The sequence below is a fragment of the Chryseobacterium phosphatilyticum genome (assembly GCF_002899825.2).
Lineage (GTDB): Bacteria > Bacteroidota > Bacteroidia > Flavobacteriales > Weeksellaceae > Chryseobacterium > Chryseobacterium phosphatilyticum.
This window is the reverse complement of record NZ_PPED02000001.1, coordinates 864,806-889,378: the sequence shown is the minus strand read 5'-3', so window position 1 is coordinate 889,378 and position 24,573 is coordinate 864,806. Positions and strand designations below refer to the sequence as shown.

The 24,573-nt window shown below is 36.4% G+C and carries 20 protein-coding genes and 1 riboswitch; of the genes, 3 read left to right on the top strand and 17 right to left on the bottom strand.

Annotated features, from left to right (window positions below; genetic code table 11):
* Positions 1–30 precede the first annotated feature (30 nt).
* From C1631_RS04030 to metE, 4 genes are all read right to left on the bottom strand, one after another.
* A complete protein-coding gene (locus C1631_RS04030; RefSeq protein WP_109710605.1) occupies positions 31–477 on the bottom strand; it encodes a KTSC domain-containing protein in 447 nt (148 codons plus the stop codon).
* Between the two features lie 87 nt (positions 478–564).
* Complete coding sequence (locus C1631_RS04025) at positions 565–2,775, bottom strand: beta-glucosidase (RefSeq protein WP_109710603.1); 2,211 nt, start codon at positions 2,773–2,775, stop codon at positions 565–567.
* Positions 2,776–3,073: 298 nt separating this feature from the next.
* Positions 3,074–4,144: a serine hydrolase domain-containing protein gene (locus C1631_RS04020; protein WP_109710602.1), complete on the bottom strand. Its 1,071-nt coding sequence runs from the start codon at positions 4,142–4,144 to the stop codon at positions 3,074–3,076.
* A gap of 136 nt (positions 4,145–4,280) precedes the next feature.
* A complete protein-coding gene (gene metE / locus C1631_RS04015; protein ID WP_109711451.1) occupies positions 4,281–6,590 on the bottom strand; it encodes a 5-methyltetrahydropteroyltriglutamate--homocysteine S-methyltransferase in 2,310 nt (769 codons plus the stop codon).
* 181 nt (positions 6,591–6,771) lie between these two features.
* Positions 6,772–6,957, bottom strand: a riboswitch (cobalamin riboswitch).
* 154 nt (positions 6,958–7,111) lie between these two features.
* On the opposite strand from metE, the gene C1631_RS04010 reads away from it, so the two are divergent.
* Entirely contained in the window at positions 7,112–7,573 is a 462-nt protein-coding gene (locus C1631_RS04010; protein WP_109710601.1) for an Lrp/AsnC family transcriptional regulator, read from the top strand.
* Positions 7,574–7,658: 85 nt separating this feature from the next.
* Here C1631_RS04010 and C1631_RS04005 read toward each other — a convergent pair whose 3' ends face one another.
* On the bottom strand, positions 7,659–8,426 hold the full coding sequence (locus C1631_RS04005) for a hypothetical protein (protein WP_103249747.1): 768 nt from the start codon (positions 8,424–8,426) through the stop codon (positions 7,659–7,661).
* Positions 8,427–9,035: 609 nt separating this feature from the next.
* Here C1631_RS04005 and C1631_RS04000 point away from each other — a divergent pair.
* Both C1631_RS04000 and C1631_RS03995 read left to right on the top strand, forming a co-directional pair.
* Positions 9,036–11,336 (top strand): tetratricopeptide repeat protein, encoded by a 2,301-nt coding sequence (locus C1631_RS04000; RefSeq protein ID WP_109710599.1) that lies wholly within the window; start codon positions 9,036–9,038, stop codon positions 11,334–11,336.
* 11 nt (positions 11,337–11,347) lie between these two features.
* Entirely contained in the window at positions 11,348–13,810 is a 2,463-nt protein-coding gene (locus C1631_RS03995) for an SEL1-like repeat protein (protein ID WP_109710597.1), read from the top strand.
* 47 nt (positions 13,811–13,857) lie between these two features.
* On the opposite strand, the gene C1631_RS03990 is transcribed toward C1631_RS03995, so the two are convergent.
* From C1631_RS03990 to nudK, 12 genes are all read right to left on the bottom strand, one after another.
* A complete protein-coding gene (locus tag C1631_RS03990; RefSeq protein ID WP_228441006.1) occupies positions 13,858–15,084 on the bottom strand; it encodes a cytochrome-c peroxidase in 1,227 nt (408 codons plus the stop codon).
* 10 nt (positions 15,085–15,094) lie between these two features.
* Positions 15,095–15,841 carry a thioesterase II family protein gene (locus C1631_RS03985; protein WP_103248249.1) on the bottom strand — a complete coding sequence of 249 codons (747 nt, stop codon included), beginning with the start codon at positions 15,839–15,841 and terminating at the stop codon, positions 15,095–15,097.
* Positions 15,841–16,323, bottom strand: coding sequence for a 3-hydroxyacyl-ACP dehydratase FabZ (gene fabZ / locus C1631_RS03980; RefSeq protein WP_109710596.1), 483 nt, complete (start codon positions 16,321–16,323; stop codon positions 15,841–15,843). Before fabZ ends, C1631_RS03985 begins: the two co-directional genes overlap by 1 nt.
* An 8-nt stretch (positions 16,324–16,331) precedes the next feature.
* Positions 16,332–17,363 (bottom strand): beta-ketoacyl synthase N-terminal-like domain-containing protein, encoded by a 1,032-nt coding sequence (locus tag C1631_RS03975; RefSeq protein ID WP_109710595.1) that lies wholly within the window; start codon positions 17,361–17,363, stop codon positions 16,332–16,334.
* Complete coding sequence (locus C1631_RS03970) at positions 17,344–18,594, bottom strand: beta-ketoacyl-[acyl-carrier-protein] synthase family protein (protein ID WP_109710593.1); 1,251 nt, start codon at positions 18,592–18,594, stop codon at positions 17,344–17,346. The genes C1631_RS03975 and C1631_RS03970 overlap by 20 nt, the downstream gene beginning before the upstream one ends.
* A 17-nt stretch (positions 18,595–18,611) precedes the next feature.
* Complete coding sequence (locus C1631_RS03965) at positions 18,612–19,367, bottom strand: SDR family NAD(P)-dependent oxidoreductase (protein WP_109710592.1); 756 nt, start codon at positions 19,365–19,367, stop codon at positions 18,612–18,614.
* Between the two features lie 20 nt (positions 19,368–19,387).
* The gene (locus tag C1631_RS03960; protein ID WP_109710591.1) at positions 19,388–20,404 is read right to left on the bottom strand and encodes a diiron oxygenase; all 1,017 of its coding nucleotides are present in this window, start codon (positions 20,402–20,404) and stop codon (positions 19,388–19,390) included.
* Positions 20,370–21,887: a phytoene desaturase family protein gene (locus C1631_RS03955; protein ID WP_103248855.1), complete on the bottom strand. Its 1,518-nt coding sequence runs from the start codon at positions 21,885–21,887 to the stop codon at positions 20,370–20,372. The genes C1631_RS03960 and C1631_RS03955 overlap by 35 nt, the downstream gene beginning before the upstream one ends.
* A gap of 75 nt (positions 21,888–21,962) precedes the next feature.
* Positions 21,963–22,211 carry an acyl carrier protein gene (locus C1631_RS03950; RefSeq protein ID WP_103248856.1) on the bottom strand — a complete coding sequence of 83 codons (249 nt, stop codon included), beginning with the start codon at positions 22,209–22,211 and terminating at the stop codon, positions 21,963–21,965.
* Positions 22,212–22,808: 597 nt separating this feature from the next.
* Entirely contained in the window at positions 22,809–23,192 is a 384-nt protein-coding gene (locus tag C1631_RS03945) for a VOC family protein (RefSeq protein ID WP_109710589.1), read from the bottom strand.
* Positions 23,193–23,438: 246 nt separating this feature from the next.
* Positions 23,439–23,909, bottom strand: coding sequence for a DUF2750 domain-containing protein (locus C1631_RS03940; protein WP_228441003.1), 471 nt, complete (start codon positions 23,907–23,909; stop codon positions 23,439–23,441).
* A gap of 76 nt (positions 23,910–23,985) precedes the next feature.
* Entirely contained in the window at positions 23,986–24,567 is a 582-nt protein-coding gene (gene nudK, locus C1631_RS03935; protein ID WP_103248857.1) for a GDP-mannose pyrophosphatase NudK, read from the bottom strand.
* Between the last annotated feature and the right edge of the window lie 6 nt (positions 24,568–24,573).

The window sequence follows — 24,573 nt, the reverse complement described above, 5'->3', positions numbered from 1 at the left end:
GCCTTTATATATTTTTTATATGAGAAAAAATTAATCAGCCATTGCCTCACCGGACTTTCTATAGATAAAGTTTCCATAGATATGTCTTCTTGCAAAACGGCTTGGAGAGTCGGCGTTCACCATTTTAATGTAGGTATTTCTCGGAACTCCGATATATTCGTACATGTTGCCGTTCAAATGCTGAACCGTCAATACTGCTTTTTCAAGATAAAAATCCTGAATATTAGATTTGGTAATGGTTTCAGTATATTCTTCCTTATATTTTTCCTGCGTTTCAGGATTAATGCTTACCAAAAAATGATAGGCTTCAATCACAGATTTACTCTTTTCTTCAGCTTCCAGTTTGCCGGCTTCATCATTGATAAATTTATCAGGATGTGTATCTTTCATCACATTTCTGTAAATTGTTTTTAAATCTTTTAACGTAGCATTTTTATCTACTCCAAGAAGTGTTCTGTGCTCACCAATTTTTTTCATAGGTATTCCTTATTTTCGGGGTGCAAAATTAAGAAATTAAATCCGAAAAATCATAACTTATTCATTATTAATTTGTTTTGTATAACACTATAAATCAATGGCAACAGAAAGTTTTGTGTTGTCAGATGATTCCGAAATGTCAAAAATCCATTTTCCTTTATCAATGATCCAGTCTTTTTTTAAAGGGCTCCAGCGCGCTATATCAGCTTTTGGAATATTGATTGATACAATTTTAGATTCTCCCGGAAGAAGATATTTTTTTGTAAAACCTGCTAATCCTCTCACAGGTCTTTCATCAAGAGGGAAATTACTGGTGTTTTGAGGAGCATTAGCATAGATCTGCGGAACTGAGGCACCACGATTTTTTCCTGTATTTTTAATAGTAAATGTGATTTTTATGAATTTTTTTTCCACTTGTATTGTGGGATTTTCAAATGCAAATGTTGTATAGGAAAGTCCATGACCAAAGCTATATCGAGGTGTTATTTTGTCTGCTGCAAAACCTCTGTAACCAATATACATCCCTTCACTGTAATTTTCTATACCATCCTCCATATATTGTAAAGGAGGATTTTTTACCCCTGATCCCGGAAAAACGTTGGCTCCCATACGATGTACCCGCCAGTCTTCAAGCTTTTTGCCAAAAGTTACCGGCAAATGTCCGGAGGGTGAAAGATCCCCCAGAAGAATATCTGTTATAGCATTTCCGCCTTCCATTCCGGGGTACCATGCGAGAAGGATTGAAGGTACATTTTTTTCAAATTTTTCAACCACCATCGGAGAGCCTCCTATTAGAATAACAACAGTGTTTGGATTAGCCTGAGATAAAAAATTAATTTTTTCAGCTTGTGAGCCCGGTAGAGACAGGTCAGTTTTGTCGGGAGGATTTACAAAACCTTCGTGATCTATGGAATGATTGAGCCCTCCTATGAATACAATCAGATCAGCATTTTTAGCAAGTTTGAGGAGTTCTTGCGACGGTGTATTTTCCCATTCTGTAGTGATAACAGAACTTCCTAATCTTTCTTTTAATGCTTTCAGTGTGGATATTTCATAGGGAGGATAAGTGGCTCCCGAACCTCCAAAACCGGATAAGTCTTTGGGATCAGACATGGTGAAGCGTCTGTCAGCATTGGGGCCCAGAACCAAGATCTTTTTGGCCTTCGTTTTATCAATCGGGAGAAAGTTATTTTGATTCTTAAGAAGAACAATGCTTTCAGCAGCGACCTCTCTTGCTACACTAATAGCTTCCTGAGATACAGCTTTTTCTTTATTTACGGGTGCCGGATCAAAGGCACCAATTCTGAAAAGTAATCGTAAATTTCTACGGATAGCATCATCAAAAGATTCCTGATTTATTTTCCCGGATTTCAGAAGAAGTAGTATTTCCTGGTCATATTTTTCATTTTCATCGAAAGGCATCCTGATGGTGCTGCCTCCGTTAATTTGACGTTCAGGGTTTGAAGTCGCTTCCCAATCTGTAATAAAGGCACCGTCGTATTTGAAATCATTCCGAGCGAGAGTTTTATTAATATAAGAATTATCAGCGCAATATTCACCTCTTATTTTGTTGTATGCCGGCATAATTGACCAGGGGTTTGCTTCACGGATTGCAATTTTAAAACTTCTGGAGTACAACTCTCGTAAAGGGCGTTCTTCAATTTCTACACTCAATTTTAAACGATTCGTTTCCTGGTTATTGGCGAGCCAGTGTTTTAAACAAGCTGCTACGTTTTTAGATTGTACTCCTCTGGAATAACCGGCAGCTATATATCCGGCCAAAAGGGGATCTTCTCCAAAATATTCAAAAGTTCGCCCCCCTAAAGGAGTACGCATTAGATTCAGTCCCGGGCCTAATAGGATACTATTTCCTGTTGCAGCGGCATCGGTTCCCATTATTTTTCCTGCTTTTTCAATAAGTTGCGGATTCCATGTGGATGCCATTGCGATGCCACATGGCATGGCTGTGGCATAAACGGAAGTTCTCACTCCCTGCGGCCCATCAGTCATTGTAAGCTTAGTGAGGCCGATTCTGGGAATATTTCCATAGTCTGCAAAGCCTCCTGCACCGTGGGTAAGTTTTGCCTTTTCCAGCAATGAAAGTCTGGGAAAAAGATCTTTGATTCTTTCTTCAATATTGAGTTTGGGATTTAGATATGGAGCTTGTATAAGGGATTTGTCTGTTGGGTTAAGGACTCCTCGTTTTTCTTTGTTTCCATGTGTGGCTTCAATAACTCCCTGAGCTTTTGCTACAGTACATAAACTTATGACTGCAAAAAAAAATACTTTTTTTACCATTATCAATTTGTTTTTTTGATGTATATCTTTCAGTGACTACTGTATAAATATATAAAAAAAATGAATTGTAATTTGTTGTTTATTAATGGTATATGTGTTTTTTTTAGTGTGATTGAATTTGTTTTTTTACTAAAAAAATGAAAATAGAAAACACAATTAATTAAAATATTAAATTGTTGTCAAAAGGTCAACTCAAAATACTTGAAAAACAAAAAAAAGAAAGATGATCGTTTGTCAAAATATTGATATGAATGTTACCGTTTTTACAGAATAAATCTGTGTAAGGTTATGAATATTTTTACTTCATTTCAACCTCCACAACCTTTTTTCCATATTCTCCCAGATAATCAGTCAGAAGTTTTTCATAGACCCTGGTTCCTTCGTCGGAATTGGTCAGAATAACAAGTCCCTGTTTTGTTTGCGGAATAATGACGAAGAGAGTTCTTACTCCATCATCAGATCCTCCATGAGATAAAGCAATGGTTCCATTTCCAAGATTATAAATTTCAAATCCCAGTCCAAAATGTTTTCCTTTTACGGTCGCCACCTGATTTGTTTGCATTTCTGCAAAGATTTTTTTTGAAAGTCCCTCTCCATTCATCACGCCGATTAAAAAACGACTGTAATCTGAAACAGTTGTCATCAAATCATCAGCACCACTTGCTGTTTCTTTTTTCACGGGATCGTAGGCTTTACCATTTTTATCATATCCAATAGCAATGCGGGAAGCATCAGTATTTTTCTCCCAGATATAAGAGGTGTCTTTCATTTTTAAAGGTTTGAAAATTAATTCTTCACCAAGCTGGCTGAGAGGTTTCTTAAATTTGTTTTCCAGTGCTTTTTTCAGATACTCAAAGCCTTCTCCGGAATAATGATATTTCGTACCCGGATCAAATTGAAAGCTTAATTTTCCATCGGGATTTAAAATCCGCCAATTAGGAAAGCCTGTCTGATGGCTTAAAACAATCCTGGTCGTCAGTTGTTTATTCCTTGGATCATTGGCTATATCCGGATCTGTCCAGTAGTGCTCAAGAGGCTCATCTATATCCCATTTCCCCTGGCTTGCCAGCTTTAGAGCAACCATTGCAGTAACCGGTTTAGTGAGTGAAGCAACATTAAATCTCATATTATCCGGTGAAGGAATTCCATTCTGATAATCTCCGTAGACTTTAGCTTTTTCTAATTTACCATTCTTAATAATTCCAAGACCAAGGGTAGGGATTCTATTTTCTTTTAACCATTGCCCGAGCTTCCGGTCCTGTTCGGGTAAAGAAATTTGTTTGTTGATCTCTTTTGTGGTTTTGCCAATTTGAGCATTAAACATCGAAAAGCTGGCAAAAATGCTAATACTGAATATAATAGATTTCATTTTGGGTTGGTTATTCGCAGGTCAAATGTACATCAAATTTTTATTCATAAGAGAGAAATATTTTTAAATAATATCAAATAAAAAAGCAGGAGATGACTCCTGCTTCAAGAAATACGTAATTAAAAACTAAGTGAATTTATGCGAAAGTAAGGCTTGCCTCTTTTGAAGCTTCTACCATGGCTTTAAGTGCTTTTTCTGTCTCATCCCAGTGGCGTGTTTTCAAACCACAGTCCGGATTTACCCACAGCTGTTGAGCAGGAATTACTGCTTGTGCTTTTTTCAGTAATTCAAGCATTTCTTCTTTGGATGGCACTCTTGGAGAGTGGATGTCATATACACCCGGTCCAATCTCATTTGGATATTTGAAATCTGCGAAGGCATTTAACAGTTCCATCTGGCTTCTGGAACATTCAATCGTAATAACATCGGCATCCATGTCTGCAATATTCTTGATAATGTCATTGAATTCCGAATAGCACATATGGGTATGGATTTGTGTTGAATCTTCAACACCACTTGCTGAAATTCTGAAAGCTTCCACTGCCCATTGCAGATAATTCTGCCACTCCGATTTTCTCAACGGAAGCCCTTCTCTGATAGCTGGTTCATCAATCTGTATAATCCTGATTCCAGCCTTTTCAAGGTCGTTTACCTCATCACGAATAGCCAAAGCAATCTGCTTGCAAGTTAAGGAACGAGGTTGATCATCCCGTACAAAAGACCATTGCAGGATGGTAACAGGACCGGTAAGCATTCCTTTTACCCATTTATGGGTTAGTGATTGAGCATATTGTGACCAGTAAACCGTCATAGGATGAGGGCGGTGTACATCGCCATAAATGACAGGAGGTTTTACACATCGGCTTCCGTAGCTTTGTACCCACCCGTTTTGGGTAAAGGCGAATCCTGCAAGTTGTTCTCCGAAATATTCCACCATATCGTTACGCTCAAATTCTCCGTGAACAAGCACATCGATTCCAATTTCTTCCTGCCACCGGATGGTTCTTTCGGTTTCTTTTTTCAACAGATGATCATAATGCTCTGCGGTAAGTTCCCCTTTTTTAAATTTGGCTCTCCATCCTCTGACTTCCTTAGTCTGTGGAAACGAACCAATCGTTGTCGTAGGAAATAATGGAAGTTGCAACTCTTTTTGCTGAATCTCTTTTCTTACCCTAAACGGGTTCTTTCTCTGGGCATCTTCATCAGTAGTTATCACAATACGGTTTTTTACTTCCTGATTATGGATTAGGGTCGATGTTTTGCGATTTTCCAGTGCTTTTTTGTTTTCTGCCAGTAATTGTAACGTGGGATAATCCGGATTTCCTGAAGCTAATTTTTTCAAGAGAACAATTTCATGCACTTTTTGCTTGGCAAAAGCAAGCCATTGCTTGATTTCAGGAGATAAAATATCTTCATTATTCTCTGAATCAAGATCAAAAGGAGAGTGGAGTAGTGAACATGATGGAGCGATGAATATTCTTTCGGATCCAATCTTATTCGCAGCTCTTTTTATAAACTGTAGAGATTTTTCGAAGTCATTTTTCCAGATATTTCTGCCGTCTACAATTCCTAAAGAAAGGCTTAAGGTATCAGGAATTACAGATAACACCTCATCCAGTTGTTCAGGACTTCTTGCCAGATCAATATGAAGTACATCAATAGGAAGGGACGTAGCCAGAGAAAGGTTGTCATTTAGCCCTTCAAAATAGGTGGCGACAATGAATTTTAAATTAGGAAATTGCTTTCTGATTTCGCTGTATACCAATTCATAGGCTTCCTTTGCCTTATCATTAAGATCTAATGCAAGGAAAGGTTCATCAAACTGAATATATTCTGCTCCGTGATTTTCGAGTTCTGTAAGGATTTCAATATAAACCGGTAACAGATTTTCTATGAGGTCAAGTTTATCAAAACCATTTTCTTTCTCTTTTCCTAAAAGAAGATACGTAATAAGACCGATGATCACAGGTTTTGCATTGACCCCTGTTGCTTTTGCATTGATGAAATCTTCAATAATTTTGTTGGAGAATAACCGGAATTGTTGATTCTTCTGGAATTCCGGGACAATATAATGGTAATTGGTATCAAACCATTTCGTCATTTCCATTGCAGTAATATCCAACCCGTCTTTCTGATGACCTCTTGCCATTGCAAAATACAGATCCAGTTCCGAGTAAGAACCATTCACCGCAATTTCCTGGTAACGATCAGGAATGGCACCAACTGTTAAAGTCATATCCAACACCTGATCATAATAGGAGAAATCATTACAAGGAATAAGATCAACCTTTGCTTCCTGTTGTAATTTCCAGTTTTGCTGACTGATGGTTTTTCCCGTTTCAAGCAATTCAGTAAGGGAAGTTTTTCCTGCCCAGTATTGTTCACAGGCTTTTTTTAGCTCTCTGTTGCTACCAATACGCGGATAGCCAAGAATGTGTGTTTGCATTTTCTTTTCAACTTTTAAATTAAACAATGGTTGTAAAAGCTCTTTTGAATGCCTCACAATACTTTTCGGAAAGAAACAAAGGGAAAATGTTGAGATACAAAAAGGACGTAATTTTCCTGTTAACGGTGGAATACGTTCAAAAGTATCATCTGTATGACCCAAAGCTTCAAACCGCGAAAGCATTGTCAATTCAGAACAGGCAGGTCTCCTGGCTTGTAACAGTTTTTATCATCCTTCCCGCTTTTGGCAGTGGATATTCTACGATAAAAACCTTTGGTGTGTTACTTACAGTTGCGCGACAGCTCGTGATTTTCACACGATTCCCTATTAATCTACGGGATGTAAAACCTCTTCCGGTTGATGAAGTATTTTAAAGAACAAAATAGGGTGTAAAGATATATAATCAAGTTGTTTAATTGGTATTGTTTTATGATTTAAGGATAATATTTTGTTTTATATTGTTTTAAAAGATAAATATTCTTTATTTTTGAAAAAATAAACCCTAAAAAGAATAATATCCTGTGGAAAGACTTGATGAGAAGGATCTTCAACTGCTAAGAATCCTGCAAAAGAATGCTAAACTGACCGTAAAGGAGCTGGCCAAAGAAATAAACCTGTCCCCATCACCCGTTTTTGAAAGGGTTAAAAGATTAGAACAGGAAGGATATATCAAGCATTATGCAGCCGTTTTAGAGGCGGAAAAACTGAATCGTGGTTTTACCGTTTTTTGTCAGGTGAAATTGAAAATTCATGACCGATCGGTAGGACATCAGTTTGTGAAAGATATCCTGGATATCGAAGAAGTGGCAGAATGCTACAATATTTCCGGTGACTTTGATTTTCTCCTTAAAGTTCAGGTACGGGATATGAAACATTACCAGGATTTTGTATTCAATAGATTGGGATCAGTAGATTCTATCGGAAGTACACATAGCACTTTTGTGATGGCTGAAGTAAAGAATACGCATGGAGTGACGATATAAGAGTACATATTTTATAATAAACGTAATAAAAAACAGTACCCGAATAGAGTACTGCTATTATCTTCTTTAAACCTTTCAACAAACCTTACGGCTCATCACAATTTCTTTTTAGTTTAGTAAATATTTTGTCAAAGTCCTTATAGGCATTGGTTTCTTCATCAATTTTCTGTCTGAAGCTACTGTTGGCGCAGTTATGGAAACTAAGCCCAATCATATCAATCAGAGCATAATCTTCTTTCTGAGGATCATTCATTTTGGTATTGAATCTTGCCAGTACGCCCTTTGGATCAGCATTGCTTTTGCTCTTCAATTCAATATAGCTTTTCCATGCTGCAAACATTTTTTCTCTGTCGGGAGAGGATATTGCATCAATATGTTCTCTACAGCTAGTATAGAATTTGCTGTCTTTCAGGGTAGTGGGATCGGAGTACGCGAGAATTTCTTCTTTGTTTAGCTGGTACTCATTTTCAAAAGATTCGATGGTCTGTTGCTGGAGCTTTTTCCACATCGGGAGATTAATGACTTCAAGGCTGTACAATTCCTTTTTCTTTTCCTGATATTGTTGTTCCAGCTGTTTTAGATACTCTTCCTTATTTTTACGGATTTCTTCAAGATTCGAAAGCTTGAAAACGGGTTGGATATCAAACTGTACACCATTGAATTGATACAAAAGTTTATTGACTCCGTCTATTTCTTCTTTTTTATATTTGGTCGCGTCAAAATATCCTTTGTTGTCACAATTGAAAGTCTGATAATTGTAAAGAGTCAGACTGCTGTTTTTTGCAGGGGCTTTCTGCCCGCATATGGTAGTAACAGATAGAGCCAAAGAAAGCCCAACCATCATTTTTTTCATGTACATAGTAATTGAAGAATCCGAATGTTTAAATTTCGTCCCAAAATTAAGGCTTTAAATTTGAAAATTAAAGGATTAGGCCAATTTTATGTGTTTATTTTATTAATTTGATAATATTTTCAATTAATACTTTTAGACGTGTTTGGTAATTTTATGAAAATCAGTGTTTTGTATTATGATCTAAGGCTGGTTCCTGTCTTTATTTTGTGAAGGTTTTATCATAGTATTTTCTCCTCAATTTTCTCCGGAAAAGTTTTTGACAACACAGGTGTTCATATTTTACAGGACCAAAAGCTCTGATGACAGGAATTTTTTGCGTTCTTTGAAAAAAAAATATTATTATTTTTTTCATAAGAATTATCGTAAAGAACAGAGATTTTTAGAGATCAGGTGACTATCAACAGATGTTTTGAGCCAGAAATTGTGGGTTTATTTTAAAAAATAGATAATTTAAAATAATTTCGTTATTCAATTTTTTCCCATTTTATGAGCTTTTTAAGCTTTTTTTAATTTTGTTTTCATTTATTTTGCATACCACAAAATAAAAACCTGGCTCAAAAGTAAAGAGACAGGAAATGTAACCATAGAATTACAGAACAAAATATTAATATGTACGACAAATTAGAGCAACTGTTTTACAGGGGAGAGCTGGAGCAGTGTATTGCAGAGGGTGAAGAATACTTACTGTCTCATCCGCATGATGAAGAAATTTTATTTTTGATGGCAATTGCCAGCCATGACAAGGTGTATTATGACGGGCACGAAGCTGTTTTCGATGTCATACAGCAAAAGATGATTCCCTATTTCCGTAAAGTTTTAAAACTAAATCCCAATCATCAGAAATCACTTTACAGTATCCTGAGCTATTCTTTAGATAATGAATATACTTTGGCTCAGATTGGTAAAACAAAAAAACATATTACTGAACAGAATAAAGAAGAGTTTATCTTTTATGCAGAACAAATGCTTGAAGATCCTGAAAATACTGTCTTTGGATATGATTTTTTGGTTAAAATTTACGAATCACTGGGAGAGAGCAAAGCCCTTTTGAATAGTTTGGAAGCCGGTATGTATTATTTCCAAAAAGAATTTGGAGATAACCGGGAATTGCTAGACAGAAACAGATCTCTTTTCTGGATCAAAAAAATTTATCTTCTCGATCGTGAGAAAATAATCTCAGGAGCAGAACTTACGGCTATTATTGAAAAAGAACACACAACATTCATAAGCAGAAATGAGTATGATCTTATTAACCTTGCTGATATTGCGTATGAAAACGGGGCCTGGGATCTTGCTTTGAAAATGATGCTGAAAGCCATTAAAGGAGAAAATTCGGCATTAGCTATTCATGAAAAGCTGGTAGAGTGGCATCAGCGTTTTTACGGATTGATTCAAAAAGGATTCAGTCATCCTGATGTCTTTTATTATCAGCTGATTATTGAAAGGAATTATCCGGATTTATTGAACATTGCAGAAGAATTTTATTATCATCATGCTCTGGAAATCATTAATACCCGCCCTGAGCTTTTTTCAGGGTATCATTTTGCAGGAACATACCTCTACGAAAAAGGACAATATTCTGAGGCGGTTTCTTTACTTAGAAAAGCGGTAGAATTGTCTTCAAATGCAACAGCATGGAGAAGGAAAGTAGAATCAGAATATTACCTGTATAAAGAAGTGCCAGGTGAAGTTCCGGTGTTTACTGATTATCCTTCTGATATTTATAACGAAGGGGTTTATTTGTCGGAATTTATTGATGAAATAGAAGATGAAAATGATCAAATACAATGGGGAGAAATAATCGGAGAGCTATATCAGCAGTCTTATGATGCTTTCAGAAAATATTATGAAGGGGGAAAATTTGAAAGTGATTATTACAATGACTTGCATACCAGAGCCATGTGTTGTAATAATTTGGCCATCAGATATTCTCTGTCGGGAGATTCACATTCAGCAGCAGAAACTGCTTCTGAAGGATTGCAGTATTCAGAATTTGGAGAGCTTCATCTTGTGCTGATTGATGCCTTGTTAGATGGTGAAGATTATGAAAATGGAGCCGTTGCATTAGAAAATTATTTCCATCTCTATGATGAATCAGAAAATTTTTACTATAAAAATCTTTATAATAAGGCCCGGCAGCTTGAAGTTCATGGTATTCTGGAGACTTTTGATATTTATGCTGATGTGGAAGAAATGCTAACCTCTTTATATCAGCATACTTTGGATAACAGAGAGATCGATGATGAGGACTACAGGGATCTGGAGGCTGCAAAAAATGTTTTGGAGAGAATTCTGTATGAACGTTTTGAAGCAGAAGACAGAATAACCCGACAAACTTACTATGAACATACAGCAAAACGATTCCCTCTGGAACCCAATCCACAATACGTTTTGATGCAGATTTATAATGAAAATGAAGATTATAATGGAATTGCTCATACGGCTAAAACCTATCTGGAAAATAAAAAGGACTTTTTGATTGATATATTTGATAAGGCTAAAACCCTTTATATGATTGTGAAAAGTGATTATTTTCAAGGGAATTATGAGGATGCAGCTATTCTTTTTAGCGAATATGATGCATCACATGCTGAAATTATGAAGGCAGAAGATTATGTACTTTGGTTACATTATGGAGTTAAGGTGTATGCAAAATTGAATAATAAAGAACAGACATTCGTACTTGCCGAAAGATTTTCAAAAATTTACAGTGCTGAAGAATGGGGATATGACAGTTTGATGGAAGATGTTGAATTGGCGAAAGCAATCGTATTGTATCAAATGGGAAAACTTAAGGAAGCCCATGCCGTTCTGGATTATGTTCGTTCTTTTTCCGATTACAATCCTGTTGCTGATGAATATAAAAATTCATGGAAGAAACCCGGATTATTTTCTAAGTTTGGATTGTAAGAAGCAAAAATATGGCACATCGTATTTACTTATATAATATTGATTCAAAGACGAAAGAAGAATATCCTCATTATCTTGGCGAATGGAATTATGAAATTCCGGAACTGCTTGTTCCCTTATTTGCGGGTAATCCCAGAGCAAAGGGAAAACTTCTGTATTTTGATAAAGAAGAAGGAGTAGCCAGACTGAGAATGTTTTATCAGTTTCTGGCTGATCATCATCAGCTGAACTATAAAAAGGCCTATAGTGAACCTGTGAACAAAATGTTTGATTTCCTTGAAACCCTTCCTTATGACACTTTTGTAATGGATGCCACAGACGTCTTCCATATGAATGAAGAAAGTCATAAAGATCAGGCAAAAGAGTGGGCTGAAGTGATCAGGGAAAGAAACAACTTGTATATTCAGGCAGAAGAAACCCAGGATCTTCTTTCTCTGGAAAAAGAAGTTTTTATCTTTAAGGGATATGATAGTTTTTTAGCGATGCTGGAAACAGATTGGATTGAATACGGATTAGGATACTGGAATGAAGAAATCTTTAAGAATCCTTCAGAAACTTTTGAAGAAAATGGACTCTGGGGACTCAAAAATAAGAAAGGAGAAGTTATATCCCAACCCGAGTATCAGGAGATTTTTGCCTTTAACGATGAAGGGATTGCGGTTATTCAGAAAGAGAAGAAATTCGGATATATAAGGAACAATGGTATAGTAGCTGTAGATGGCATTTATGAAGATGCTTTTGATGCTTTTGATGTCGAAGGAAAAAACTATGGTGTTGTACAAATAAATGGCAAACAGGGACTTGTCAGTATTACAACTGGACAATTAACAATACCCTGCGAGTATGATGAGCTGGAATTGCTGATGTATAAAGGATTATTCAATGCAAAAAAAGAAGAACACTATCATGTCATCAATGTACTGAACCATAAGATCATTACAAATCATTCAGAAACTCCTTTTGAGTATGGTTATGATAACCTCATCTTCCTCAAACAAAAAGGAACTTCCAAAAGACTGTATTATACTTCAGAAGGAACCTTTCTTGGTGAATATCCTGAGGACGTTTTGTCTCCGATTTTACACGGATACTATTGGGTAAGCCCTCATAAATTTCAGAAGAAGATCAGTATTATAAAACCGGACGGAACCCTTCTCGATTCGCAAATAGACAAAATAACAGTATTGGATAACTACACTTCTTTTGCCTACCGAAAGGATAAAAAATGGTATTTGTATGATATTCAGCAAAAACAATTCAGGTTAACTGATCAGAACGTTGAAAACATCCATGTCGATTGGTTCACACAATTTATGAACAATGTATTTATCGTTTCCAATGAGAATGGAACCGGCATCTATTATACCTCTGAAGATCGTTGGCTTATTCCGCAATCTAAAGATTATAAAAAAATTGAATCCTGCAAACAGGAGATTTTCCGAATTAGCGTTTCGGAAGGTATGTTCTATTACGATCAGAAAACCAATACAAAAAGTGCATTATATGATTATATCTGTGAAGGGATAGATTTTCATGAGCAGTTACTTTGCCTTTTCAAAGGAAAACAATTGTTGGTCCTTGATGAAAACAGGGAACTTCATCAGGTTTCTGATTTTGAGATGGGGGCTTTGTATGAAAAACAATACAACTTGCGTGGGAAAGATCAAAGATATTTCCTTGATTTTTATAAAACCTGGCAGGAAAGAATTGGTTTCGGATTTGAAACGTTTTTTGATAATGAAACCTTAAAGTCGAGAGGGAATGAATATCGTAAAGAAGGAAATATTAAAGAGGCAATCCGGTTATATACCATAGGAGCCGATCGTGGAGCCGGAGAGATGATGACTGAGCTCGGATTTATTTATACCGATGAGAGCATTCCTGAATTTTATGATCTGAAAAAAGGAATTGATTTCTATGAAAAAGCAGCACTACAGGATCAACCGTACGCATGGAATAATTTGGGTTATCACTACCAGAACGGAAAAGGTTATCCTCAGAATATTAAGAAAGCGCTGGAATGCTACAAAAAAGGGGCTGAATTGGGAAACGGAATGTGCTTTGAAAATCTGGCACATCTGTATTTTTACGGAGAACACGTAGAGAAAGACTATGAGCTTGCTCTCGGGTATTATAAAATGGCAGAAAAGAAATTTCAATTCAATGAAGCGAATATATCTGAAATATATTATCAGAACAGGGATTATTCTAACCTACAACGTTATCTAAAAAAAGATTATAACCGTGATACCTATTCAAACATTTATTACGGGATTCTTTATGATCATGGTTTTGGGGTAAAACAAAGCATAAAAAAGGCAATCGGTCATTACGAGAAAGCCCTGGAGTATTCTCCTTACTTCTATGCATTAGAAAGACTTTTACATTATTACAAAGAAGATCCTGCCTTTGCTGATCCTCAAAAATATCAATATTGGAAAGAATATGGTGAAGAAAATGAGATGGACATATAAACAAAAGCTGGCAAAAGCCAGCTTTTTGTGTTTTAAGAAGATCTTTTTTATTGAGTAATAAATGGGTTTGACCATTTTTTATCTTTATAAACGTTTTTCCCGGTAAGGGTTTTCATAAATGCTATAACTGCCTTTTTCTCTTCAGGAGTTGCATTTAAACTTCTTAATCGCAGATTGTTATCCAGTTTATCTGTTCTGGCTTCTTTTGGAATATTATTATAATGATCTATGACTTGTTCTAAGGTAGAAAATACAGCGGAATGCATCATAGGAGCATGGGGTTGCCCATTGGCATTCACAAGATCCCGCATAGAAGGAGAGTTGGTCACCGTAAGATCTTTTTCTGTACTGCCCATTTTATCTATGACTCCGTTATTGCCACTAAGAGTGGTCATTCCAAATTCAGGGGCAAAGTGACAGCTTGCGCAGCCGAGCCCTCCTCCTGCCCGCGTACCGGCCACAGCCACAGGGAACTCCATATACAGTTTTTTTCCGAGGTTTTCTTCTGCTGTAAAATTAGGGAAATCCAGAAACTCTGAAGAAATCATGGCCCTGCCTTCATCATATTTTGAATCAAAAGAGATAATACTGCTGACAAATTGAGCTAATGCTTTTTGTATCTTCTCTTCTGTAATTTCCGGACTTCCGTAAACTCTGGTAAAAAGTTCCTGATAATAATCAAGTCTTTGAAGTTTTGCAATAAGGTTATCAAACGAAGGAGCTCCATCTCTACCACTATAACCCATTTCTGCATGATCTCTGATAGGCATTGTCGTTTGGGTATCCAGAGATGAGGCTCTTTTATCCCAGAATACTTTGAACTCCTCAGCAAATCTTACATTGATCAGCCTCATGGAGTGCCTTCCCGTTTTCCCGTTTACACCCTGACTCGCTGCATTATCATCTCCAAAAGCCAATTCCTGCTTGTGACAGCTGGAACAAGAAACACGATTGTTACTGGAAAGACTTTTATCATAGAATAAAACTCTCCCCAACGTTGCTCCCTCATCAGTAATCCTGTTAATAAACGGAGTGTTATTTCTGAATACATACATAGGAATAGCTTGATTCGCATAGTTTGGTAAATTGCTGAGATCTATATTATCTCCAAAGTATGCGGCCAGTGACGAAGCATTTCTGGCAGCAGATAAAGCAGATACTTCGGCATTGGTTTCAGAGATAGGTTCCAATGTCATATTGTCATTGGAACATGAAAACACAATACCTGACAGGGCAATAGATATTGCCGGCAAAAATAATTTTTTTACGTTCATTGTTGTTTTTTTAATAATAAAGAATGTTTTTATTAACTGTTTGTGAAATGATTTGGGTTAATAAATCAGCTGTTTCTTGTGGATACTGCATCGGAAAAAAATGATCCCCTTTAATGGAAAACAAATCTGTTCTACCTGAAGTATGGAGTTTCCAATTTTCATAGAATTCGCGGGTAGGGTAGAGTTCATCATCTTTACCCATAATGACTGATATATTTGTGTTGACAAAGATTTCAGGCCATTTATTGAACTGATATTTTTCCAATATTTCCACATCTTTTTCCATGATTTTGATTCTTTTTTGATAAATCCGTTGAAAGAGAGGTGCTTCCTTATTCTGTTCATATTTAATAGGAAGAAGATCTGATAACAATTTATTTTTAGCTTTTTCAGACAAAGTATGATGAGAAGCAGGATAGGTAGGTGCTTTCATCCCTGAAACTAATAATCCGGCAACAGCAAAACGATCATTAACTAATCTGAAAGAAAGTAATAAAGCAAGAATAGCTCCCATACTATGTCCCCAGATGAAAACCGGGCGTTGGGATAACTCAAAACTCTTCTGTACTTTTGAATAAAGATCCTCTACTGCCTCATCCACAGAAGCCGGAACAGGTTCTTTATGTCTTAATCCTCTTCCGGCAAGTTCCAGACATTGGATCTCCAGCCCCTCGATAGTAATTAGGCTGGCAATGTTTGAGAATGACATTGATGAACCTCCTGCGTAGGGGATACAAAATAAAATGGGATCATTCATTATGAAAACATTGTATTCTTATTGACAGTCATTACTGTGATTTTACCTTTTGCACAGACATTCCCTTCTACAGATGCTTTCACATGTATTGAGCTGGCTGAACCTTTTTTCCAATCCAACTCTACATCCAGCTCCAGTAAATTTCCCGGCAATACAGATTGTAAAAAGCTGATTTGAACGTTTCCCAGAACTCCCATCGAATCCGACTGTGATTCAGGAATACCATCCCCTATTTTCCAATCTAAAGCATCTAAGACAGTCATTAAGGAAGAGGACTGTGCCAATGCTTCAGTAATAAGAACTCCCGGCATTATCGGATAATCCGGGAAATGACCGGAAAAACAGGGCTCACCTGCAGAGACAGCTTTAACGGCTTTTAATCTTTTCCCTTTTTCGTACTCAGTAACTCTGTCGATAAGCAGGAAAGGATATCGGTACTGTAAAAGCTTGATAATCTGATAAGATTCTAAAATGTTTTTCATGGAAATGTTTATTTTTTTTCAATAATAGTGTAGATGATGATTCCGGAAGGATCTATCGACAAAACAAGAATGTACATTTTATTTGTTTTGTAAGGTTGTAGCCCGTTAAATACCGAAATAGCATAAGCAATGCCCAGCATTCCTCCTGCATTATCAAGATCTCCAAAATTATTTTCAGGATATAAGATTTTTAGAGAATGTTTATGGTCATGCAAAAAACTTTCAAACCGGTTGCTATTTAACGTAGATGCTCCTCCTGAAACAATTATGATATCAAGATCATAAGATTGAATGACCGGAGCAAGCATTTCATACAGATAGGCTTCAAAATAATCAGGATGATCTGTATAGGTTTCAGAATGTAGCATAGCAATTCCTGCTAATGGCCTTTTATTATCTTTTTCCAGAGATTCTGCTCGTTCAAGGATCATGGAAACCCCTAATTCCTGAGATTTTTTTTGCCTGTTGTTTTGAATAACCTGCTGATATTGATTTCTAACTTCTGTAGAGGCGATGACCCCGTAATCTATTATTCCCTGCTTGAGATGAAGACAAGCAATGTCTACTGCCTGAAGGCTTCCGGCCATCCCTGCACAAACACTAAAGTTGGGTCCTTTAATTCCCGACTGTATAGCCATTTGACTTGCAGCTGCATTAGCAATGGTACTAGGAGCTTTCATAGGACTTACTCTGTCCGGCCCCTGATTTTTAGCAGTAAGATCAAAAAGAAAGCAATCTTCGAGATTGGCGAGCTCAGTGCCATCATAAAGTCCGACTCTTTCAGGAGTTTTTTCAATATAGCGAATCAATTCTCGGTTATGGATCGCTTGAAATGCTGTATTACAGTAGACCAATGTCGCTTTGTTGAGAAAACGCTGCCCTTTAGGCTTTAAAAAATTTTGAGGATCATGATTCTCAATAGTGACAGACGAACTAAAGGAATCCATACTACAATTAAAGAAATCACTGATATCTGTACCCATGGCACTGTTGAAGCCTATGGAAGAAATGACAATATTGTTATTGGTTGTTGTTTTCATATTTACTAAATATTACGCTGCAAATATTACCACCAAAGGCAAAAGAATTACTGAGAACATGTTCTACATGGTATTCCTTTTCTACAGGTGGTTGCAATTGAAAATGGGTATTAAAAGATTCATCAATTTTTTCTGTATTTCTATTTCTTGGAATTTGCTGATGATACAATGATAATAATGAAGTAACGGCTTCAAGCGCACTGGCAGCCCCCATACAATGCCCCAGCATTGATTTTATTCCGTTTACATATAGAGTTTTGATATCTTCTCCAAAAACATTGGTCATTGCTTTTACTTCATGAGCATCATTGGCTTTGGTTCCTGTCCCATGAGCACTTACATAGGTTATATTTTTTTTATCAATATGACTTGAAACAAGGGCATTCCTCATAGAAAGCGTGGCTCCTGAGCCTTCCGGATCCGGAGCTGTAGGGTCATATGCGTCACAGGCAAGTCCGTAACCCTTAATTTCTCCGTAGATTCTTGCTCCCCGGGCTAAAGCATGCTCCAGTTCTTCAAGAATCAGTATGGCAGCGCCTTCACCAACAATCATTCCTGTTCTGTTTTGATCAAAAGGCTTACAATAGTCTTTTGACATCGCTCCTAATCTATAAAACACCGTATAGCATGATCTTGTAAATGGATCTGCTCCGCCGGCAATGATGAGAGGGGAGCGTCCTTCCTGAATCATAGAATAAGCTGTCCCGATGGCATAATTTCCCGCTGCACAGGCTGTGGGAATTACCATATTGCTTCCTCCAAGATTAAAGTATTTGGCAATACCTGAACTGAGTTCTATGGGTCTGAAATAATCAAGGATTTCTTTGGCCTCCTGATGAAAAGGAGCATGATCCATCTCCAGATCCCATTCATCCACAATACGTTCTACAATATCCTGATTACCATTAGTAGTTCCGAGAATAATTCCATAGTTGTTTTTGGACGTAAATTTAGTTTCCAGACCAGCATCTTTTAATCCCATTTCCACAGCCGCTGCCGTATAGGTAACTGCTTTTCCGAAGGGATGAAAATGGGTAATAAGTTCCTGATTTGTATATTCTTTTTCAAGATGTACTTCTGCTGCTTTTGTAATTCCTTTAAAATGAGATGGCTCTAGTTTGGTGAGATCATTGATGCCACTTTCCCCGTTAAGGATTTTTTCCCAAAAAGCATTTTTTTCACAGGCAATTGGGCTTACAACTCCCATTCCCGTAATAACAACTCTTTTCATATGTTTTGTGTTTAATTTTATACTGTTAAGCCACCATCAATAACAAAGGTCTGACCGGTTATATAATTGCTCTTTTCAGAACAGAGGAAAATGACCAGATCAGCAACTTCATCGGGAGTTCCCATCCTTTTCATAGGAATCATCTGATCTATTCTTTTCTTATCATGATCATTCATTTTAGCAACCATCTCAGTATCTATAAATCCGGGGGCTACCGCATTAACCTGCATATTGAATTTAGCAAACTCCAAAGCCAGTGTTTTGGTAAGTGAGATGATAGCTGCTTTGGAAGCTCCGTAATTAGCCTGTCCCATAGCTCCACGCACTCCTGAAACAGAAGAAATGTTGATGATTTTTGAATTTTTCTTCCGGATAAAAGATTTTATAACTGCCTTTGAAAGAAAATAAGTTCCGTTTAAATTAGTGCTGATGACCTCTTTCCACACCTCATGAGTCATGCTGAAAAAAGGAGAATCAGCCGTAATTCCGGCATTATTAATAAGACCATGCAGAGAACCTAAAGGAGATTTTTCAATGGTATTGATTAAAGATTTTGATTGTTCCTCGTTTTGAATATCAGAATGGTATAAAGCTACTTTTCCCGGAAACTCTTCCAATAGATCATGCAGAAATTTTTCAGCAGTTTCTTTGTTTTGATGATAAGTGAAAGAGACGGATGCTTTTGAAGAAAGCAGGTTCCGGACGATGGCTTTTCCAATTCCACGGCCGCCACCTGTTACCAGGAAATGTTTTCCTTCCAGATTAATATGCATAATAATTTTTTATTTTTAGGTTATTCAAACTTCTTATCCATAACATTGTCTATATCTTTTTCCGATTCTGACTTCTTAGTAAAATAGCTGATCGCATCTTCTGCGTCTTTTTCAAAGCCATTTTCCTTCCATACTGGCATATTGCCGGTGGTGCATACTCCTATTTCTACAAAATACCTCATCATTGGAGCCATGATTTTAGAATTGATTCTTTTCCTGTTTTCGGAATGAAGTACTGTAGGAATAAGATCCTTATAATTCCTGAAAGCCTTATCCTTAAACCCCACACGGGAATATACCATGATACTTGACACCGACATATCCAGCATACTTCGAAGCATAGGTGCCGTTATTTGCTTTGCTTCATCTAAAAATTCGGGAACAACATCTATAAATTCTCTGATCATATTTTTTCCCCATTCTATATGTCTGGCTTCTTCCTTATGATGCTCTACAGCGACTGCTCTTGACAGCTTGGAAATATCTTTACTGTTGCAGTCTTCCATAGCATTATTCTCAGCCAGCCATTCTATTAAAATTGTTAAATAAATTGCTTTTAGTGGAAATTCAGACATTGATGCATTATGACTGTATATTTCTTTCAGATTTAAAGGCATGGGAAAAGGAGAGATATTGAAATAGTTCATGGCTTTTCGGAATACCATAGCATGAACAATTTCTTCTTTGCAGAAATGATGAATATACTTTACTACTTCTGGAAATCTTTTCAAAGAGCCATGATTGACAATTTTCATATAATACTCTGAAACCAGGTTTTCAAATACAATGAATGTATACCACCATGATCCGGTTTCATAGACAGACAACAACCTTCTTTCTTCCTCTGATGCAAGATCATAATAAGGGGTGCCGTAGATAGAAATGTTTTCTCTTTTCTTAAGCCATGCATTTTCGGTAGGCTCATCCCAGGGATGATCAAGAAGAAGGCTCATTTGCTTTTTTTCAGATGCTTTGTTGAGCTTTTCCAGCAGCTCTGAAAATTTAGGACTCAGTGTTTTTTTCTTCAATGGATTCATATTTTTGTGTTTTACTTAATAACTTCCCCTGCGTAAAACCAAAGCACATGGCAGTTTCATACCCGGGACCTCCAGACCAGGTACTGACCAGATTGATTTTATCATTTGGAAAACTGCTGAGCAGACTTAAATTGGTTTTAGGAAGCATTTTATAGGCAAAGGCAGAGCCTTTTGTAGCAAGAGTAAATTTGTAGTTTGTTTTAGGAGTTGATGATTCAATGTATATCAGTTTTCCCTTAAGATCAGGAAAGGTTTTGAAAGCCCTCTGTATAAGCTTTTCCTGGATTTTCTGTTTTCGGACTAGATATTCTTCCTCTGTGAGGTGAAACCATCGGTCCCCATGATCAAGCATGACCAGTTGGAGAATATAGCCACCATCAGGATCAAATCTGTGATAGTTGCTTAAACTTAATGTAAAAAGATCATAATATCGGTCATTTTCAAAGTCTTCTCTGGTAAAGTTGTCGCCGTAATCGGAAACCAAAAGATATTCAGGAGAAAAAATTCCTATTTCTTCAGGAGGTACAGAAATAACAAGGTATACACAAAAATGGCCCCATCCAACCTCAAAATTGTTGATAACATCTTGAAAGTCTTCAGTATATTTATCTTTCTTAAGCATTTTCAAAACATCTTCCGGAGGGCATGTGGCAATTACTTTTCTGGCATTAATTATTCTTTTTCGGGTTTTTATCTGCATATACTCCTGGTGATCTTCCATTTCATATACCGGATTCTTTTTCAGTAAAATGCCACCACGGCTAATAAACTCCTTAAGTAATTCATCTGAAAGCCTTTGTCCGGTTCCTTTCACATATGCCTGGCCGCCATAAAACATTGCATATAAACAATGAAGAAAATAAAAAGCATTCACTTCATTGGATATGGATCCTGAATAAATCGCAATAGGGCTGAGTACTTCTATAATATCTTGCCCTTTAAAAATACGGTTAAAGTATTCTCTGGCTGTTATTTTGGCTAAGCCTCTGCTTTCTCTCAGGATTTCTTTATTAATGGTGTATTCATTCATAAGTCTTCTAAAAAACATATAATGTTGATAGCCATGAGATTCTATATCTTTGAAGAGCTGTTGTATTCCTGTGCGCTCTTCCGGAAAATGAGCGCAAAGGACTTCTCTGATTTCCTCCGGTTCCGATGGAATTCTGATAAATCGTTCTTTATAAACGACCGTTCCGATTTCCTCATGGAGTATAAACTCTTCCAGTAATGAGTGGAGTTTTAATCTTTGCAGGGTATTCCAAAGATTCCCTACATTTTCCCTGATTCCGCTTACTTTGTGCTGACTGCAATCGAAAATGAATTTTCTTTTATTTCTGTAAAAGTTGGTTGCATAGCCACCTGCTTTGTGATGGGCTTCACTAATAATAACGGAGCGACCTTCTGTGACGGCAGTTAAGCCATACATTAGTCCACAGAGACCTGCTCCGATTACCAGATCATCAGTATCGAGGTTTTTAATCATTTTTTTGTGTTTGTTAATGAATTGTTTATTTCCCTACCTGTTCAAAATTGTAATAAATAAAAAGAAACAGGGACTTTAGTTTGCCAGCTCCTCCTGTAAAACTTTAATAATATCTTTAGGAGTGGTCATATTTACCAGCAGCTCTTCATCAAGACTGATCTGGAAGTTGCGCTCAAGCTCTACCAGAACCTCAAGTCCCATCAGGGAGGTCATTCCCATTTCACGCATCAGATTGGTATCAGGTTGGATTTCTTTTGGATTACATTCGGTAATGTCTGCTAAAATTTCATAAACTTTCTCGAATAATTTTTCTTGATTTTGCATAATTTAAATTGTATTTATTGATATGATTTTCTTGATATTGGGCATAGACAGATAATCAGTATATATTGTATACTCATGCTTTTAGAAAAGGTTTTAAAAATTTTTGGTGCTATTCTCCTGCTATTTGTACATATCCCAATCTGGGCATTGTCTTTCGTAAATAGGAATAATTCTTATGAAAGAGAAATATGATATATCTATTCAAAGAAATATAGAAGAAATATGTTGTTCAAAAACTGATTAACCTCTGAAATTGGATGGTTATTGAATAAAGTATATTTATCTGGAATTCAGATACTGGCGTCTATTTTTTTTCATGCGTGTCATTTTGGTTTTGCGTGACAAATATACTATACTAAAAAGAAATAACAAATAAAATAAGTAACTTTATGGTGAAATATTAATGAAATAAATGAATATTTTTTTACACTAACTTTTATTAAATCAAATATCTTTTTTGCGTGTATTTTTTTCAATTTTTAAATAAATGTGATGTAAATTTTTCTTAATGATTTTATTTTTTCCAGAGTTAATGCAGGATAAGTATGTGTTTTTGAACTTTATATTTTACTATAATATGCTAAGGTTGATAAAAATCTAAATAATATAGTTGCTTACTTCGATGAGGTTTTGATCCGGATCCCGGAAATAAATAGATTTTATTTTTCCCAAGGCTCCTGTCCTTTCTACTATTCCTTCTATGATTCTTATATTTTGACTTTTTAGTTCTTCAACAACTTTATGAATATCAGTTTGTGCAATAAAACAGAGATCTGCAGAACCGCAGGTAGGAGACTCTGCTTTAGGTTCAAATTCATAACCTTTTTGATGCAGGTTGATTTTCTGATTACCAAAAGTCAACGCTTTTCTATTGTCCCCAAAAGTGATGACCTCAAACCCCATGACTCTGGTATAAAATTCAACGGTCGTGTCAATATCCGCGACTGTAAGTACAAGATGATCTATATTTTTTATTTTCATAATAGTATTTTAAAACAAAGAGAAATAATTTTTACAAATAGAGATTGTTGTTTTTGAATGATGTTTAAACATGAGAAAGGCCGCATTTTTTTTTCAAAAGAAGTATATTGAGAAATCGTTTTCAATAGTATAATGCTGAAAATAATCACTGAGAAAAGTGCTGGTGCCTGAATGATCTTTATGCACCAGGATTTGTCATCAATAGATGCCGATTTCTTTAATAGCTAAGTTTTCTGGGAACCGGGATTACTCATCTTCAAGAACGTTTTTAATCTGAGTTTCCATGTCATTAATATCATTAAATTTTTTCAAGACTAATGATTTTCCTTTGTTCTTTAATTCTCTAATGATATCCAGGCAGAGTTCAAGAGGCTCTGCCTCATATCCAAAAAGATGGCTGTCGAAATTGATCCCTACCAACAATCCATCGCTGTTCATTCCTAGGCACCAGTTTTCCACAAATTCAATAAGTGGAATAAAAGAAACTTCGTAATGACTCCATTCTTGTTGTATACAGGATTTTGCTCTGGCAGTATCGGACCAAAAACAAATAATTTGTACAGGTGCACCATCTTTATCTTCCAGATCGTTGGAGTGGGAGGTAGCATATCCTTTTCCATCACTTAAAGCATACACTGTTTCTGTTTCGCACACTTTTTTAACGAAGTATGCATAGCGGTTTTTGATAGTAATATGATCCTGAATCATGTTGTTCATTGAGTTGAAGATTTAAAAGCAGTAGGAGAGTGCGGAAAACATACTATCCCTACTACTTTTTTGTAAGGTGAAAATTCTATAAAATCCCTTTAATTCTCAAATGTTGTAATAGCATAATCGTTTTAGCATCATTAATTTCTCCTGTGCCTGTCATGTTGAGAGCTTCTTCAAAAGAAAACTCCAATACTTCAATATTTTCTCCTTCCTCTTCAAGCCCGCCACCATCATTAATTTTCATCTCGTTAGAATATTCAGCGATAAAAAAATGAAGGATTTCTGTTACGGAACCCGGAGACATATACGCATTAAATACTTTCTCAACTTTTGAAATTTTATATCCTGTTTCCTCTTCAGTTTCACGCTTTATACAATCTTCAGGATTGTCATTATCCAGAAGCCCTGCACAGGCTTCAATCAGCATTCCTGTAGCATTTCCGTTAATGTAGGTAGGTAAGCGGAATTGTCTTGTCAGAATAACCGTTTTGGAATGTGTATTGTACAAAAGAATCACAGCTCCGTTGCCTCTGTCATAGGCTTCCCGGCTCTGAGTTTCTGTAGTGCCGTCTTTTTTCAGAACTGTATAGGTTACTTTGTTTAAAGTGTACCAATTGTCTGATAGAATTTCTGTTTTGAGAATAGTAATATTAGGATTTTTCATGAGGAA